Here is a 16,171-nt window from a genome sequence, read left to right as displayed (position 1 = left end):
GTCAACCGCTACACCCTCGACGAGGAGGAGCCCTACGAGCCCCTGCGCGTCGACCCGGCGATCGAGGCCCAGCAGGCCGAGCGCCTCGCCAAGCTGCGGGCCGAGCGCGACCAGGCGGCCGTCGACGCGGCGCTCGCGGAGCTCAAGAAGGCCGCGGAGGGCACCGACAACGTCCTCTACCCGATGAAGGACGCCCTCAAGGCCCGGGCCACGGTCGGCGAGGTCTGCAACGCGCTGCGTGAGGTGTGGGGGACGTACGTCCCGACGGACGCGTTCTGACCCGTCCCGCGTGACGAAACACCCGGGCGGAGTGTCGTACCCACGTGCGACACTCCGCCTCATGCTGGGTGTCACCGATCTGCCGACCTATCTCGCGGGCCTCGTCCTGATCATTCTCCTGCCGGGGCCGAACTCGCTGTACGTACTGTCCGTCGCCGCCCGGCGCGGCATACGCACCGGGTACGTCGCCGCCTCCGGCGTGTGGTGCGGCGACACGGTGCTGATGACGCTGTCCGCGGCCGGCGTGGCCTCCCTGCTCCAGGCGAACGCGCTGCTGTTCGGGATCGTGAAGTTCGCCGGCGCCGGGTACCTGACGTGGCTCGCCGTGGGCATGCTGCGGGCGGCCTGGTCGATGTGGCGGACCCGCAGGGAGCGGGTGGCGGAGGAGCTCGGCGAGGCCGCCCCGGCACCGGCCACCGAGCGGCCGTTCCGGCGGGCCTTCGTGATCAGCCTGCTGAACCCCAAGGCGATCCTGTTCTTCATCGCGTTCTTCGTCCAGTTCGTCGACCCGGCCTACCAGTACCCCGCGCTCTCCTTCGTGGTGCTCGGCAGCCTCGCCCAGGCCGCGAGCGTCCTCTACCTCACCCTGCTGATCTTCACCGGCACCCACCTGGCCGCCGCGTTCCGCCGCCGCAAGCGGCTGTCCGCCGGCGCCACCTCGGCGGCGGGCGCGCTGTTCCTCGGCTTCGCGGTCAAACTGTCCCTCAGCAGCACCGCTTGACCCTGACACCGTGTGAGGCCGTGGCGTAGGGGGCGTCATGTTCACCATCGGAGACTTCGCCCGACACGGCCGGGTGTCGGTCCGCATGCTGCGCCACTACGACGCCATCGGACTGCTGCGCCCCGCCCGCGTCGACCCGTTCAGCGGCTACCGCTTCTACGAAGCCGGCCAGCTCGCCCGGCTCAACCGCGTCATCGCGCTCAAGGACCTCGGCTTCACGCTCGACCAGGTGCGGTCGATCCTCGACGAGGAGGTCGGCGCCGAGGAGCTGCGCGGGATGCTGCGGCTGCGGCAGGCCGAGCTGGAGACGGCGATGAGCGAGGCGGCCGCGCGCCTGGCGCAGGTCGCGGCGAGGCTCCGGGCCATCGAGAGCGAGGGACACATGTCCACGCAGGACGTCGTACTGAAGAGCGTTCCGGCCGTGCGGCTGGCCGAGCTGAGCGGCACCGCCGCCGGCTTCGAGCCGGCCGGGATCGGCCCGGTCATCACCCCCCTGTACGAGGAGCTCTGCGCCCGGCTGGAGGCCGCGGGGGTCACGCCGTGCGGCCCGGGCATCGCGTACTACGAGGACGCCCCGGCGGGTGACGGCTCGATCGTCGTCCACGCGGGCATGACCGTGCCGGACGGGGTGGGCGTGCCCGGCGTGGACGTCGTCGTCCTGCCCGGGCTGGAGCAGGCGGCGACCGTCGTCCACCGGGGGTCGATGGACCATCTGCTGCCCACCCTGCAGACCCTGGCCACCTGGATCGGGACCAACGGCTACCGCTCCGCCGGCTACACCCGCGAGCTGTACCTGGAGGTCCCCGACGACCGTTCGCAGTGGGTCACCGAGCTCCAGGAACCGGTCGTCCGGGCCTGACCCGCGCCCCCGGCCGGCGCCGCGTCACCGGCGCAGCGCCGCCCGCTTGAGGCGGCGCGCCCGGCGGAGCAGACGGCGGGTCACCGCGTTGCGCGGCACCTTCAGCCCGCCGGGCAGGCCGCCCGGCAGGCCGAGGGCCGTCAGGCGGCGGCGCTTGAAGTACCGGCGGGTGGCGGGGGAAAGGCGGGTGGCGAGGTACCGCTCGGCCGACGGCCGCAGGTCCGCGCGGACCTGCGGCTGCATCGCGAAGCCGACGGCGTCCAGCAGGCCCGCCAGGTCCGTCACCCCGTCCGCCTCGCCGCTCTCCAGGTCCGGCAGCAGAGCGTCGGCGAGGGTCACCGGCACCCGGTTGCTGTTCTGGTACGGCGTCAGGCGGTCCAGCAGCGGGGCGGTGCCGAGCCGCGCGACCGGCAGTCCGTAGAAACCGCTCGCCGTGAACAGCGCCGTCGAGAAGCACCCGGCGACCAGCGCCGGCCGCAGCCGCCGGAACAGCAACTCGGCGAGGACGGGACCGGCGGCCACGGTCAGTTCGGCGCCCAGTTCCCGCGCCCGGCGCTCCAGCGTGCGCGACCAGGACGCGGGTGCGACCGGGTGCGGCTTGAAGACGATCCGGCGGTGCCCGCGCGCGACGGCGCCGCGCACCATCCGTACGTGCAGGTCCTCCTCCTCGGCGGGGGAGAGGATGCCGAGCGCGGACAGGTACTGCCCCAGCAGCAGCGCGACGCCCTCCCCGGCGTCCCGGGACCCGGCCTGCCCGTATGCCGCGTCCCCGGACCCGGCCTCCCCGGTCCCGGTCTCCCCGCACGCGGCGCCCCCGCACCCGGCCTCCCCGGTCCCGCCCTCGGCGAGTTCGTCCACGACCCTCGTGAACGCCTCCGCCGGGACCACCTCGGGCACCACCCCGAACTCCGCCAGCAGCAGGGGCCGCAGGCCCGGCACCAGATCCAGGTGCAGCAGTCTGCGCACCCGCTCCCCGACGAGCGGGTCGATCCGGTTGCGGGTGGGGCCGTAGCTCATCAGCCCGTCGGCGTACACGTCGATCACGGCGTCCGGGAACAGCTGGGCCACCGTCAGCGCGGGCGGGACCTGGAGCGACTCGACGGCCAGCGCCACCCGGTCGTCGCCCAGCCCCCACAGCAGGCGCAGGTACCGCTCCCACAGCGGTACGTCGTCGGGGCGCGGGGACCAGCCGCCCGGGTGGAACGGCGCGACGGCGTCGTTCCACGACAGGACGGCGTCGAAGCGGTGGCTCAGCCGGTCGAAACCCGGCATCCGGTCGAGGGGGACGGCCGTCTCGGGCGTCGCAGCGTTGTTGGCAACCAGCAGCAGCCGGCGGTCGGCGGGTTCGAAGCAGCCGCTGTCGATCGCGGCGGCGAGCGTCACCGCGCCGTACAGCGTCGAGGCGTAGAAGATCTGCGTGCTCACGCGGCCGCTCCCGGCATCACCGGGCGGCGGCGCAGGGCGCGCAGCAGCGCCGCCCTCTCGCCGTCCATCGTGGCGAGCGCGTCCCTCAGGACGTCCTGCGGCATCCGGCGCAGGGCCGCCGCGCTCCGGTTGCGCAAGGTGCGGACGACCCGCGCCTCGAACCGGCCGGAACACAGGTGGTGGGCGATGATCGCGCAATACGTGCGCACCGCTTTCGGCAGCAGCCGAGCGGAATCCGGATCCTTCGCGGTTTCTTCGAGAACCTGGTCGAAAGCGCGGATGAAATCGAGCTGCCTGATGTCTCCGATCTGTGTGAGGGACGAGGGGATTCCGCGCCGGTAGAAGAGGGAGAGCGAGCTCACCGCCGCGAAGGAATCCGCTTCCCGGTGCAGCCGCCATATCCACGGCCGGTCCTCCGCGGTCCGCAGTCCGTCGGTGAAATGCAGCAGCCCCCGCTCGGCCAGCCGCCGGTGGTACAGGCCGGCCCACGCGTACGGATAGTCCACCGAAGTGGACCGCCCGGCCGGCAGGATCGCGTCCCTGGGCCGCAGCACCTCCCCGCGCCGGCCCACCGGGACGCGGTGCACCGTCCGCGTCCTGCCGGTGCACTGCACGTGGTCCGTACGGACGAAGTCGCACCCCAACTCCTCGATGGTGGCGAGGAGTCGGGCGAAGTGGCCGGGTGCGGTCCAGTCGTCGCCGTCGAGGAAGGCGAGGTACTCGCCGCGCGCCGCGTCGATGCCGGTGTTGCGGGCGGTGGCGAGCCCGGCGTTGCGCGAGTGTCTCAGCAGCACCGCGCCCGGCAGCTCGCGGGCCGCGCGCCGCAGGATCTCCTCCGTTCCGTCGGCCGAACAGTCGTCGACCAGGAGGAATTCGAAGTCGTCCCGTGCATTGGCACGCAGACTTTCCAGGGTGTCGGGGGCGTATGTCTGCACGTTGTAGAACGGCACGACGACGGAGAGCTTGACCACTCGCGAGACGGTAGGGGGCCGCCTTGGCATTCGTCCTGGCCGGTGGACGGATGCGTGGTGAACACTGAGCGGCGCGCTTATTAACCGGATTGCCGCCGGGTGCTGTTCACCGTTTGTTGCCGCCCAGTTGGGCCGCGAAGCGGAACGCCTTCCTAACGTCCTCGGCGTGCCATCACGTACCAGTGAAGCGGTGCGGATCGCGGTTCTCGCGGATTCCGACACCCGATGGAAGTGGGGCGCGCTGACCGCGCGCCGCATCGCCCCCGAGGACAGCCGGGTCACCGGCTTCGTGCTGCGCGGCCGCGCCACCCCGACCGCGCGCCAGCTCGCCGAGACCGGCGCCGGCACGGGCGCGCCGCGCGAGGTGACGGGAGCCGATTTCCTGCGGGTGCTGCGGGAGGAGGCGTACGACGTGGTCGTCCTCGCGCTCGTCGGCGGCACCGTGCAGGCGATGCTGCACGCCCTCGCCGACGCGCCCCCGCACCCCCGGCCGGTCGTCGTCACCGGGTACGTCGGCGTCGTGTACGAGAAGCTCGCCGACGGGCTGCTGCTGCGGCACGGCGCGGACCTCGTCCTCGCCAACTCGCGCCACGACGCCGAGCGGTTCCGCGCCGTGTACGAGGGCGTCGGCGCCGACGCCTCGGCGGTGGTCGAGGCGGCGCTGCCGTTCCTCGGCGGGGCGCCGTACGCGCCGCGCGAGGGCCGCGACACGGTGGTCTTCGCCGCACAGCCCTCCGTACCGGCGTCCCGCGAGGAACGCGCGTACCTGCTGCGCCGGCTGGCCGGGCACGCCCGGCTGCACCCCCACCGCGAGGTGCTGCTGAAGCTGCGCTCCCGGCCCGGCGAGCACACCACGCACGTCGAGGAGCACCCCTACCAGAAGCTGGCGCGCGGCCCCCTGCCGTCCAACCTGAAACTGGTCCACGGCCACATGGGCGAGGTCCTCGACCGTGCCGGCCTGCTGGTCACGGTCTCCTCGACGGCCGCGCTGGAGGCCCTGCACCGGCGCGTCCCGACCGCGGTGCTGACCGACCTCGGCGTGCGGGAGGCCCTGGGCAACCACCACTTCATCGGCTCCGGGCTGCTCACGTCGTGGGACGCCCTCGACGGCGGGCACCGCCCGGTGCCGGACGAGGCGTGGCTGGCGGCACAGGGCGTCCCGCCGCACGGCGGGTACGAGCGGGCCTTCGACACGGCCCGCGCCCGGGTGCGCGACCTGCTCGCCGGGCCGCCGCTGCCGCCCCCCGCGCCCTGGTACACGACCGCCACGGCCCCCGGCTACCTGCCCGGCATCCTGGCACGCCACCGCCTGGACACCGCCGGCGCGGCGCCCGCCGCCGGCCCGGTGCGGCGCGCCCTGCGCGAGGCGGCGCGCTCGGTGTACCGCCACGGGGTGCAGCGCGTGGCCCCGGTGATCCGCCGGCTGGGGGAGCTGTGAGCCGCCCCGGGACGCGGGACGCGGGGGCCGGGCGCCCCACCGTGCTGGCCGTGATCCCCGCCCGCGGCGGTTCGAAGGGCGTGCCGGCCAAGAACCTCGCCCCGGTGGGCGGCGCCCCGCTGGTCGCGCGTGCCGTGCGCGCCTGCCGCTCCGCCCGCCTCGTGACGGACGTCGTCGTGTCGACCGACGACCCCGGGACCGCCGCCGCGGCCCGCGCCGCGGGCGCCGGGGCCGTACCGCGCCCGGCGGCCCTGTCCGGCGACACGGCGACCAGCGAGTCGGCGGTGCTCCACGCCATGGACGCCTTCGAGGCGCTGCACGGCCGCCGCGTCGATGTGGTCCTGCTGGTCCAGTGCACCAGCCCGTTCCTGACGGCGGCGGACGTCGACGGCGTGGCGGCCGAGATCCTGGACCGCGGCGCCGACACCGCCCTGACCGCCGCCCCCTCGCACGCCTTCCTGTGGCGGCGGTCCGCCGCCGGCCCGGACGGCTCCCGCGACGCCGTCGGCGTCAACCACGACAAGGCCCGCCGCCTCCGCCGCCAGGAGCGGGAGCCGGAGTACCTGGAGACCGGTGCCGCGTACGGCATGGACGCGGGCGGCTTCCGCACGCACCGGCACCGGTTCTTCGGGCGCACCGCGCTCGTCGTCACCGACCCGGCGCGCGTGCTGGAGGTCGACGACCCGCACGACCTCGCCCGCGCCCGCGCGCTCGCCCCGCTGCTGGACGAGCCGGCCACGCCGACCGCCGCGGACGTCGACGCCGTCGTCCTGGACTTCGACGGCACCCAGACCGACGACCGGGTGCTCGTCGACGCCGACGGCCACGAGTTCGTCGCCGTGCACCGCGGCGACGGCCTGGGCATCGCGGCGCTGCGCCGCGCGGGCGTGCGGCTGCTGATCCTGTCCACGGAGCGCAACGCGGTCGTGGCCGCCCGCGCCCGCAAGCTCGCCGTGCCCGTCCTGCACGGCGTCGACCGCAAGGACCTCGCCCTCAAGCAGTGGTGCGACGACCACGCCATCGACCCCCGGCGCGTGCTCTACGCCGGGAACGACGTCAACGACCTGCCCTGCTTCGCACTCGTCGGCTGGCCCGTCGCCGTCGCGAGCGCCCACGACGCCGTACGGGCCGCCGCCCGTGCCGTCACCGGCGCGCCGGGCGGGGCCGGGGCGATCCGCGAGATCGCCGGCTGGCTCCTCGGACCCGAGCTCCACACCCTCCCCACCACGTAAGGAACCGTGACCGTGAACTCCCGCCTGCGCACCCTCGGCGGCAAGACCGTCGGCCCCGGCAGCCCCGTCTACATCACGGGCGAGATCGGCATCAACCACAACGGCGACCTCGACAAGGCCCTCGCCCTCGTCGACGCGGCCGCCGACGCCGGCTGCGACGCCGTGAAGTTCCAGAAGCGCACCCCCGAGATCTGCACCCCGCGCGACCAGTGGGACGTCGAGCGCGACACCCCCTGGGGCCGGATGACGTACATCGACTACCGCCACCGCGTCGAGTTCGGCGAGGACGAGTACCGCGCCATCGACGCGCACTGCCGCGAGCGCGGCATCGACTGGTTCGCCTCCCCCTGGGACACCGAGGCCGTCGCCTTCCTGGAGAAGTTCGACCCGCCGGCCCACAAGGTCGCCTCCGCGTCCCTCACCGACGACGAGCTGCTGCGCGCCCTGCGCGCCACCGGCCGCACGGTCGTCCTGTCCACCGGCATGTCCACCCCGCGCCAGATCCGGCACGCGGTCGAGGTGCTCGGCAGCGACGGCATCCTGCTGTGCCACGCCACCTCCACCTACCCCGCGAAGGCCGAGGAGCTGAACCTGCGGGTGATCGAGTCGCTCATGCGGGACTACCCCAACATCCCCATCGGCTACAGCGGCCACGAGACCGGCCTGCAGACCACGCTCGCCGCCGTCGCCCTCGGCGCCTGCTTCGTCGAGCGGCACATCACCCTCGACCGCGCCCTGTGGGGCTCCGACCAGGCGGCCTCCGTGGAGCCGCAGGGCCTCACCCGCCTCGTACGCGACATCCGCACCATCGAGACGGCGCTCGGCGACGGCGTCAAGCGGGTGTACGAGTCGGAGCTGGCCCCCATGAAGAAGCTGCGCCGCGTCGCGGCCGCGGTATGACGGCCGCCGACCCGGCGGCGGCCGCGAACCTGGCCTTCGTCGAGAGCCCCGTCCAGCTCCTGAACGTCCTGGAGTGGAGCCACCACACCGGGCGGCGGGACCTCACCGTCGTCGTCCTGTCGCCCGCCGACCCCATGTCCCGCGGCCAGCTGCGCCGCATGGCCGGGATCGCCCGCGACGAGGGCGTGGCCGTCCGGTGGCAGGAGGCCCGCGCCGGGCGGGGCTCCCTGCCGCGGACCCTGCGGGACCTCGCGCCGCTGCTCCGCGCCGCGGAGCGCGTGATCATCGGCGATCCGTTCTCGCGGTACGTGCAGCTGCTGCTGACGCTCTTCGGGCCGCGCGCGCTCACCGTGGTGGACGACGGCACCGCGACGATGGAGTTCACCGCGCAGCTCGCGCGCGGCGAGCGGCTCGTGCGCTGGCACCGCCCCGGCGGCCTGCGCCCGCCGCGCGAGCTGGCCCTCGCCCCGGTCACGGCGCTGGCGCGGCGGCGGCTCGCCCCCGCGGGCCGGCGCAGCGTGGAGGTCTTCACCGCGCTGCCGGTCGAGGCGCCGCCGGGCACCACCGTCACCGCCAACCGCTTCGCCTGGACCCGCGCCCGCTTCGGGCCGCCCCGCCTCACCCGGGGCGCGGACCTGGTCGGCACCTCGCTCGTCGAGACCGGCGTGGTGGACCCCGACCGGTACGCGCAGGCGGTCGCCGCCCTCGCGGCGGCGCACGGCGCCACCCGGTACTTCGCCCACCGGCGGGAGGGCGTCGAGAAGCTGCACCGGATCGCCGTCACGACGGGGCTGGAGATCGTCCGCCCCGAGCTGCCGCTGGAGCTGATCGCCCGGCGCGGCCCGATCGGGCGTACGGTCCTCAGCTTCCCGTCCACGGTCGTGCACACCCTGCCGCCGGCGCTCGCCGGCACCGGGATCACCATCACGGTGTGCGCGATCGCGCCGGAGTGGCTGCGCGCGACCTCCTCGCCCCGGGCGCGGGGCTTCCTGGCCGGGGTGACGGAGTCGGCACGCCGTGCGCACGGGCTGTCACTGACGGGGGCGTGAGGGCCGCGCGCCTACCACCGAACGAAAGATCGACAAAAGGGCGAAAAACCGTGAGCTTACCCACTTGGCATGCCGCTCAAGCCCGTCCAACCAGGTTTCTTTCCCCTATCGGGCTGAAGTTTTGTAGATCACACGTTAGTTGAGGGCGAAACGCGCCTACCCTTTCATGGGTGAACAAGTTGATGTCCCGCGACCCCGAAACCGACGTTCCCGGCGAAACGCCTCTCCTCGGTACGCTGCCCGAGCAGCTGCGTGCCGAGCTGATCGCGTTCCGCCGGGATGTGCACATGCATCCCGAGCTCGGTTTCCAGGAGTTCCGTACGACGGCCGCGCTCAAGACCCGCCTGGAGGCGGCCGGGCTGCGCCCCCGGGTCCTCCCGGGCGGTACGGGGCTGACGTGTGACATCGGCACCTGGGACGGCGTACGCCCCATGCTCGCCATCCGGGCGGACATCGACGCGCTGCCCATCCCCGACACCAAGACCGACGTGCCGTACCGGTCGACCGTGCCCGACCGCGCCCACGCGTGCGGCCACGACGTGCACACCACGTGCGCCCTGGGCGCCGCCCTGGTCCTCGCCGACCTCGACCGCCAGGGCCTGCTGCCGAACGCGGTCCGGGTGGTCTTCCAGCCCGCCGAGGAGGTGCTGCCCGGCGGCGCCGTCGACGCGGTCGAGGCGGGCGTCCTGGACGGCGTGGGGCGGATCATCGCGGTGCACTGCGACCCCCGGGTCGACGCCGGCCGCATCGGACTGCGCACCGGGGCCATCACCTCGGCGTGCGACCGCCTGGAGGTCACCCTCGCCGGCCCCGGCGGCCACACCGCGCGCCCCCATTTGACGACGGACCTGGTCACCGCGGCCGCTCGCGTGGCGACCGACGCGCCCGCCGTGCTGGCACGCCGCATCGACGCCCGCGCGGGCCTCGCCCTCACCTGGGGCCGCATCGAGTGCGGTCACGCCCCCAACGTCATCCCGCAGCACGCCGAACTCGGCGGCACCGTGCGCTGCCTGGATCTGGCGGCCTGGCGCGAGGCCCCCGACCAGGTGTACGCCGCCATCGACGAGGTGGCGACGCTGCACGGCGCCAAGTGCCAGATCGAGTACGTGCGCGGCGTCCCGCCGGTCGTGAACGACCCGGGGGTCACGGAGCTGCTGCACGACGCGATGACCGAGCGGTGCGGGGCGTACGCCGTCGAGGACACCGAGCAGAGCCTCGGCGGTGAGGACTTCTCCTGGTACCTGGAGCACGTGCCGGGCGCCATGGCGCGTCTGGGTGTCCGGCGCCCGGGCGACCCCGCCAAGCACGACCTGCACCGCGGCGACTTCGACGTGGACGAGTCCGCCATCAAGGTCGGTGTCGAACTCTTCACGGCCGCGGCCCTCCTCGACGGCCGCCGCCCGTCCTGACGCGGCGCTCCGGGCCTCCGGACCGGCCGGCTCCCGGCCCGGTTCCGGAGGGCCCGAATACGTGCCCGCGCGCCCGCCGGGCGACACACGCCGTGGCCGACGCGTGACGCTGCGCCGCACGGCCGAAAGGGTTCGAACGCGTGTCGCCGCGTCCTCGATCGGCCATGGCCATCCGCTGTTCGCGTCGATCTGGTAACGGCTACCGAACAGGCCTTTACCTGACATCTACGCGCGTTACGATCGCCGCGAAACCAGCGCCGAAGTGGCGCTTCGGTCAGGTCGAAGGAGCCCCCCTTGCGCCGGATCACCAGGATCGCAACCGTGAGCGTCGCGTCCGCGGCACTCGCGCTCAGCGCCACCGCGTGTGGCGGAAAGTCGTCGGACACCGCTTCCGACGGCGAGCCCAAGGCAGCCATCGCGTACGACATCGGCGGCCGCGGTGACCAGTCCTTCAACGACGCCGCCTTCGCGGGCCTGGAGAAGGCCGAGAAGGACCTCGGCGTCAAGGGTGCCGAAGCCGAGCCCAGCGAGGGAGAGGGCGACCCGGACAAGGTCCAGCGCCTCACCGAGCTGGCCCGCGCCGGCAACAACCCGGTCATCGGTGTCGGCTTCGCCTACGCGCCGGCCATCGCCGAGGTCGCCCCGAAGTTCCCGAAGACCACCTTCGGCCTCATCGACGACACCTCGAAGACCGGCAAGAACATCGCCAACCTCGTCTTCAACGAGGAGCAGGGCTCCTACCTGGCCGGCGTCGCCGCCGCCAAGGTGACCAAGTCCAAGACCGTCGGCTTCATCGGCGGCGTGGAGACCCCGCTGATCAAGAAGTTCGAGGCGGGCTTCGTCCAGGGCGTCAAGGACACCAACAAGAGCGTCAACGTCAAGGTCCAGTACCTGACGCAGCCGCCGGACTTCGGTGGCTTCTCCAAGCCGGACCTCGGCAAGGCCGCCGCGCAGGGCCAGATCGACGCGGGCGCCGACGTGATCTACGCCGCCGCCGGTCTCGCCGGCTCCGGCTCCATCGAGGCCGCCGCCAAGGCCAAGAAGTGGGCCATCGGCGTCGACTCCGACCAGTACAACCAGAAGGGCCTCGCGGCCTACAAGGAGTACATCCTCACCTCGGTGACCAAGGACGTCGCGGACTCCGTCTACAACCTGATCAAGTCGGTCAAGGACGGCAAGCCGCAGTCCGGTGAGATCCGCTACGGCCTGGACAAGGACGGCGTGGGCCTGGCCACCTCCAACCCGGCCTTCACCAAGATGGCCGACGTGACCGCCGCGGTCGACAAGGCCAAGGCGGACATCATCGCCGGCACCATCAAGGTCAAGACCGCCCCGTAACCGCGCGGCCGGTACCGGTACCGCGGGTCCGGAGAGTGCGGCGCGAGCCGCCTCTCCGGACCCGGACCATGTTCCGCCCCGGTTTTTCCCCCTCGTTGTCGCTACGCGCGTAGAGCCCAGCGCCGCGCGGTAACTTCGGCACCTGCCCGCCCTCCCGCTCCTGAACTCCTTTCCCGCCAAGGAGAGTGCGTCATCAACGCGTCCAGTCCGTCATCGCCGCCGGCTGCCGCCGCCGTAGAACTGCGCGGCATCACCAAGCGCTTCCCCGGCGTCGTCGCCAACCACGACATCGACATCACCATCCGCAAGGGCACGGTCCACGCCCTCATCGGTGAGAACGGTGCCGGCAAGTCGACCCTGATGAAGATCCTCTACGGCATGCAGAAGCCGGACGAGGGCACCATCACGATCGACGGCAAGCAGGTCTCCTTCTCCAGCCCCGCCGACGCCATCGCCATCGGCATCGGCATGGTCCACCAGCACTTCATGCTGGCCGACAACCTCACCGTGCTGGAGAACGTCGTCCTCGGCAGCGAGAAGCTGTACGGCATCGGCGCCAAGGCCCGTAAGAAGATCATGGAGATCTCGGACGCGTACGGGCTGAACATCCGCCCCGACGTCCTCGTGGAGCAGCTCGGCGTCGCCGACCGCCAGCGCGTGGAGATTCTCAAGGTCCTGTTCCGCGGGGCGCGCACCCTCATCCTGGACGAGCCGACCGCCGTGCTCGTCCCGCAGGAGGTCGACGCCCTCTTCGCCAACCTGCGCGAGCTCAAGGCCGAGGGCCTGACGGTCATCTTCATCTCGCACAAGCTGGGCGAGGTGCTGTCCGTCGCCGACGACATCACCGTCATCCGGCGCGGCACCACCGTCGGCACCGCCGACCCGCGCACCGCCACCACCAAGCAGCTCGCCGAGCTGATGGTCGGCGCCGAGCTGCCGTCGCCCGAGACCCGCGAGTCCACGGTCACCGACGTCCCCATGCTGACGGTCGAGGACCTGCGCCTCACCGAGACCGACCCCGACGGCATCGTCCGCGAGGTCCTGGCCGGCATCGGCTTCACCATCCACAAGGGCGAGGTCATGGGCATCGCCGGTGTGGAGGGCAACGGCCAGACCGAGCTCATCGAGGCCCTGATCGGCCTGCGCGCCCTCGACGGCGGGGTGATCACCCTCGACGGCGCCGACATCTCGCAGGCACCGACCCGCAAGCGCCGCGAGGGCGGCATCGGCTACATCCCCGAGGACCGCCACCGCCACGGCCTGCTGCTGGAATCCCCGCTGTGGGAGAACCGCATCCTCGGCCACGTCACCGAGGCGCCCAACAGCAAGCGCGGCATCCTCGACATCAAGGCCGCCCGCAAGGACACCGAGCGGATCGTGCGCGAGTACGACGTGCGCACCCCCGGCATCGAGGTCACCGCGGCCTCCCTCTCCGGCGGCAACCAGCAGAAGCTGATCGTCGGCCGCGAGATGAGCCACGACCCCAAGCTGCTCATCGCCGCCCACCCCACCCGCGGCGTGGACGTCGGCGCGCAGGCGCAGATCTGGGACCAGATCCGCGAGGCCCGCCGCGAGGGCCTGGCGGTGCTGCTGATCTCCGCCGACCTGGACGAGCTCATCGGGCTCTCCGACACCCTGCGGGTGATGTACCGCGGCCGGCTGGTCGCGGACGCCGACCCCGCCACCATCACTCCGGAGGAGCTGGGCTCGGCCATGACCGGCGCCGCCACCGGCCACCTTGAGCACCACGACGAGAACCCGAACGGTGAGGGCCGATGAAGAAGTTCGACAAGGACCGGCTGATCCTGGGCCTCGCGGGCCCGGCGCTCGCCCTGGTCGTGGCCTTCCTGCTCACCTCGGTGGTGCTGCTGGCCTCGGACCGTGATCCGTTCGAGCCGTACCGGATCATGTTCCAGAGCCTGGAGTTCACCGACATCCAGGTCCTCATCCTCAACCAGACCGGCACGTACTACCTCGCCGCGCTGGCGGTCGCCATCGGCTTCCGGATGAACCTGTTCAACATCGGTGTGGACGGCCAGTACCGTCTCGCCGTGATGCTCGCCGCGGTCGTCGGTGCCGCCGTCGAGCTGCCCGGCCCGCTGCACATCCTGCTGATCGTCCTCGTCGCGATGCTCGTCGGCGCCCTGTGGGCCGGCATCGCGGGCGTGCTGAAGACCACCCGCGGCGTCAGCGAGGTCGTCTCCACGATCATGCTGAACGCCATCGCGACCAGCCTCATCGCCTGGATGATCCTGCCCGCCAACCTCGGCGTGCAGCCCCCCGGCTCCAACGACCTGACCACCGGTGAGATCGCCGAGTCCGGCTGGATGCCCGGCCTGGACGTGGACGGCGGCACGATCTACGGCTTCACCTTCGTCGCCTTCGCCCTCGGCATCGTCTACTGGTTCGTCCTCAACCGCACCCGCTTCGGCTTCGACCTGCGCGCCACCGGCGCCAGCGGCTCCGCCGCCCAGGCGAGCGGCGTGGACGCCAAGCGCATGGTCCTCACGGCCATGCTGATCTCGGGTGCGGTCGCCGGTCTCGCCGGCATGCCGATGCTGCTGGGCCAGACCCACACGTACAGCCTGAGCTTCCCGGTCGGCGTCGGCTTCACGGGCATCACCATCGCCCTGCTCGGCCGCAACAGCCCGGTCGGCATCTTCTTCGCCGCGCTGCTCATCGCCTTCCTCGACAAGGCGTCCGCGTCGCTGGACCAGTACGGCTTCGAGAAGGAGATCGCCACGATCATGCAGGGCCTGATCGTGATCTCCGTCGTCGTGGCGTACGAACTCGTCCGCCAGTACGGGCTGCGCCGTCAGCAGCAGAAGGTCGGCGAGGAGCTTGCCGCCCAGGCCCGCAAGAACAAGGAGGAAGTGGCGGCATGAGCGAGTCCACGAGCACTGTCACGGCCGCTGCCGCGGCGCCCAAGAAGGGCGGCGGCCGCCGCCGGCTCTCCCTGCCCGTCGTCCTGCTGATCATCGCCGGCGGACTGGCCCTGTTCTCCCTGGTCCGCGTGATCAGCGGCGCCAACGACCTCACCTCGGTGGGCCAGGTCTCCGGCGCCCTCCAGCTGGCCATCCCGATCGGTCTGGCGGGCCTCGGCGGTCTGTGGTCCGAGCGGGCCGGCGTGGTCAACATCGGCCTCGAAGGCATGATGATCATCGGCACCTGGTTCGGTGCCTGGGCCGGCTACCAGTGGGGGCCGTGGTCCGGCGTCCTGCTGGGCATCGCCGGCGGCGCGCTCGGCGGCCTGCTGCACGCGCTCATGACGGTCACCTTCAACGTCAACCACATCGTCTCCGGTGTGGCCATCACCATCCTCGCCACCGGTGCCACCCGCTACCTGTCGAACTTCACGTTCGCCGAGGCCCCGGGCGGCTCCTCCAAGCAGTCCCCGCGCATCGACCGGGTCACCGACATCACCGTCCCGGGGCTGTCGGACGGGCTGGCCGACCTCCAGGCGAAGCACTGGTTCTTCGTCTCCGACCTCGCGGGCGTGCTCGGCGGCCTGGTCACCAACCTGTCGTTGCTGACCGTGGTCGCGCTGCTGCTCGTCCCGGCCACCTGGTGGATCCTGTGGCGCACCGGCTTCGGCCTGCGCCTGCGCTCCTGCGGTGAGAACCCCGTCGCCGCCGAGTCCCTCGGCGTCAACGTCTACAAGTACAAGTACATCGCCGTGATCGTCTCCGGCGGCCTCGCGGGCCTCGGCGGCGCCTTCCTCGCCATCGTCTCCACCGGCATCTACCAGGAGGGCCAGACCGGCGGCCGCGGCTACATCGGCCTCGCCGCGATGATCTTCGGCAACTGGATGCCCGGCGGCATGGCGCTCGGCGCCGGACTGTTCGGCTTCACCGACAGCCTCAAGCTGCGCGGCGGCGCCGAGAACGTCCACGCCATGCTCCTGCTGCTGGCGATCCTGCTCGTCGCCTTCGTCGCCTGGCAGCTGTACAAGAAGAAGTACACCGCCGCGGTCGTCTCCGCGGTCGTCGCGGCCGCGCTGTTCCTCTGGTACGTCAACACCGACCGGCTGCCCAGCCAGTTCGTGGACGCCGCGCCGTACGTCGCCACCCTGCTGGTGCTGGCCCTGTCCGCGCAGCGGCTGCGCATGCCGAAGGCGGACGGCCTGCCCTACAAGAGGGGCCAGGGCAAGTGACGCCCGAGATCTGGAACGGCCTGCGCGAGGCGGCCCGGGACGCCATGTCCCGGGCGTACGCCCCGTACTCGGGCTACCCGGTCGGTGCCGCCGCCCGCGTGGACGACGGGCGCACGGTCACCGGCTGCAACGTGGAGAACGCCTCGTACGGCATCGGCCTGTGCGCCGAGTGCGGGCTGGTCTCGCAGCTCCAGGCCACCGGTGGTGGCCGGCTCACGCACTTCGTGTGCGTGGACGGCCAGGGCCGGGTGCTGGTGCCGTGCGGCCGCTGCCGTCAGCTGCTGTACGAGTTCGGCGGCGACGAGCTGCTGCTGGACACCCCCGCCGGGGTGCTCACCCTCGGCGAGATGCTGCCGCAGGCCTTCGGGCCGCAGCACCTCGCCCAGTAAGCCACTGG

General features: G+C 72.5%; 15 protein-coding genes. 13 read left to right on the top strand and 2 right to left on the bottom strand.

Features of this window, described 5'->3' with window-relative positions; genetic code table 11:
* The 3 genes from ACIA79_RS10785 to ACIA79_RS10775 all read left to right on the top strand — a co-directional run.
* Positions 1-279: methylmalonyl-CoA mutase family protein (locus tag ACIA79_RS10785; protein WP_399427829.1), on the top strand; the 279-nt coding region annotated here is incomplete at its 5' end.
* Positions 280-340: 61 nt separating this feature from the next.
* Positions 341-1,000, top strand: coding sequence for a leucine efflux protein LeuE (gene leuE, locus ACIA79_RS10780; RefSeq protein ID WP_399427828.1), 660 nt, complete (start codon positions 341-343; stop codon positions 998-1,000).
* A 37-nt stretch (positions 1,001-1,037) separates the two neighbouring features.
* Positions 1,038-1,859 carry a MerR family transcriptional regulator gene (locus ACIA79_RS10775; protein WP_399427827.1) on the top strand — a complete coding sequence of 274 codons (822 nt, stop codon included), beginning with the start codon at positions 1,038-1,040 and terminating at the stop codon, positions 1,857-1,859.
* Positions 1,860-1,883: 24 nt separating this feature from the next.
* On the opposite strand, the gene ACIA79_RS10770 is transcribed toward ACIA79_RS10775, so the two are convergent.
* Both ACIA79_RS10770 and ACIA79_RS10765 read right to left on the bottom strand, forming a co-directional pair.
* On the bottom strand, positions 1,884-3,284 hold the full coding sequence (locus tag ACIA79_RS10770; RefSeq protein WP_399427826.1) for a polysialyltransferase family glycosyltransferase: 1,401 nt from the start codon (positions 3,282-3,284) through the stop codon (positions 1,884-1,886).
* A complete protein-coding gene (locus tag ACIA79_RS10765; RefSeq protein WP_399427825.1) occupies positions 3,281-4,255 on the bottom strand; it encodes a glycosyltransferase family 2 protein in 975 nt (324 codons plus the stop codon). Before ACIA79_RS10765 ends, ACIA79_RS10770 begins: the two co-directional genes overlap by 4 nt.
* Positions 4,256-4,421: 166 nt before the next feature.
* Here ACIA79_RS10765 and ACIA79_RS10760 point away from each other — a divergent pair, with 166 nt between their 5' ends.
* From ACIA79_RS10760 to ACIA79_RS10715, 10 genes are all read left to right on the top strand, one after another.
* Positions 4,422-5,693, top strand: coding sequence for a DUF6716 putative glycosyltransferase (locus ACIA79_RS10760; protein ID WP_399427824.1), 1,272 nt, complete (start codon positions 4,422-4,424; stop codon positions 5,691-5,693).
* Positions 5,690-6,925, top strand: a complete 1,236-nt coding sequence (locus tag ACIA79_RS10755; RefSeq protein ID WP_399427822.1) for a cytidylyltransferase domain-containing protein — start codon at positions 5,690-5,692, stop codon at positions 6,923-6,925. Before ACIA79_RS10760 ends, ACIA79_RS10755 begins: the two co-directional genes overlap by 4 nt.
* 12 nt (positions 6,926-6,937) lie before the next feature.
* The gene (locus tag ACIA79_RS10750; RefSeq protein ID WP_399427821.1) at positions 6,938-7,825 is read left to right on the top strand and encodes an N-acetylneuraminate synthase family protein; all 888 of its coding nucleotides are present in this window, start codon (positions 6,938-6,940) and stop codon (positions 7,823-7,825) included.
* Positions 7,822-8,874 carry a hypothetical protein gene (locus tag ACIA79_RS10745; protein ID WP_399427820.1) on the top strand — a complete coding sequence of 351 codons (1,053 nt, stop codon included), beginning with the start codon at positions 7,822-7,824 and terminating at the stop codon, positions 8,872-8,874. The genes ACIA79_RS10750 and ACIA79_RS10745 overlap by 4 nt, the downstream gene beginning before the upstream one ends.
* 182 nt (positions 8,875-9,056) lie before the next feature.
* Positions 9,057-10,283 carry an amidohydrolase gene (locus ACIA79_RS10740; protein WP_399427843.1) on the top strand — a complete coding sequence of 409 codons (1,227 nt, stop codon included), beginning with the start codon at positions 9,057-9,059 and terminating at the stop codon, positions 10,281-10,283.
* Positions 10,284-10,577: 294 nt separating this feature from the next.
* On the top strand, positions 10,578-11,621 hold the full coding sequence (locus ACIA79_RS10735) for a BMP family protein (protein ID WP_399427818.1): 1,044 nt from the start codon (positions 10,578-10,580) through the stop codon (positions 11,619-11,621).
* A 192-nt stretch (positions 11,622-11,813) separates the two neighbouring features.
* Positions 11,814-13,400, top strand: a complete 1,587-nt coding sequence (locus ACIA79_RS10730; RefSeq protein WP_399427842.1) for an ABC transporter ATP-binding protein — start codon at positions 11,814-11,816, stop codon at positions 13,398-13,400.
* Positions 13,397-14,506: an ABC transporter permease gene (locus ACIA79_RS10725; RefSeq protein WP_399427817.1), complete on the top strand. Its 1,110-nt coding sequence runs from the start codon at positions 13,397-13,399 to the stop codon at positions 14,504-14,506. The genes ACIA79_RS10730 and ACIA79_RS10725 overlap by 4 nt, the downstream gene beginning before the upstream one ends.
* Positions 14,503-15,774, top strand: coding sequence for an ABC transporter permease (locus ACIA79_RS10720; protein WP_399427816.1), 1,272 nt, complete (start codon positions 14,503-14,505; stop codon positions 15,772-15,774). Before ACIA79_RS10725 ends, ACIA79_RS10720 begins: the two co-directional genes overlap by 4 nt.
* Complete coding sequence (locus ACIA79_RS10715) at positions 15,771-16,163, top strand: cytidine deaminase (protein ID WP_399427814.1); 393 nt, start codon at positions 15,771-15,773, stop codon at positions 16,161-16,163. The genes ACIA79_RS10720 and ACIA79_RS10715 overlap by 4 nt, the downstream gene beginning before the upstream one ends.
* The last annotated feature ends 8 nt before the right edge of the window (positions 16,164-16,171 follow it).

The sequence above is a fragment of the Streptomyces sp. NPDC051310 genome, assembly GCF_044455245.1.
Lineage (GTDB): Bacteria > Actinomycetota > Actinomycetes > Streptomycetales > Streptomycetaceae > Streptomyces.
The sequence above is the reverse complement of the archived record's forward strand: the minus strand, read 5'-3'. Positions and strand labels throughout refer to the sequence as shown.

Coding starts and splice junctions, on each gene's coding strand:
- leuE (WP_399427828.1), top strand. CDS start 341: ATGCTGGGTGTCACCGATCTGCCGACCTATCTCGCGGGCCTCGTCCTG.
- ACIA79_RS10775 (WP_399427827.1), top strand. CDS start 1,038: ATGTTCACCATCGGAGACTTCGCCCGACACGGCCGGGTGTCGGTCCGC.
- ACIA79_RS10745 (WP_399427820.1), top strand. CDS start 7,822: ATGACGGCCGCCGACCCGGCGGCGGCCGCGAACCTGGCCTTCGTCGAG.
- ACIA79_RS10740 (WP_399427843.1), top strand. CDS start 9,057: ATGTCCCGCGACCCCGAAACCGACGTTCCCGGCGAAACGCCTCTCCTC.
- ACIA79_RS10725 (WP_399427817.1), top strand. CDS start 13,397: ATGAAGAAGTTCGACAAGGACCGGCTGATCCTGGGCCTCGCGGGCCCG.
- ACIA79_RS10720 (WP_399427816.1), top strand. CDS start 14,503: ATGAGCGAGTCCACGAGCACTGTCACGGCCGCTGCCGCGGCGCCCAAG.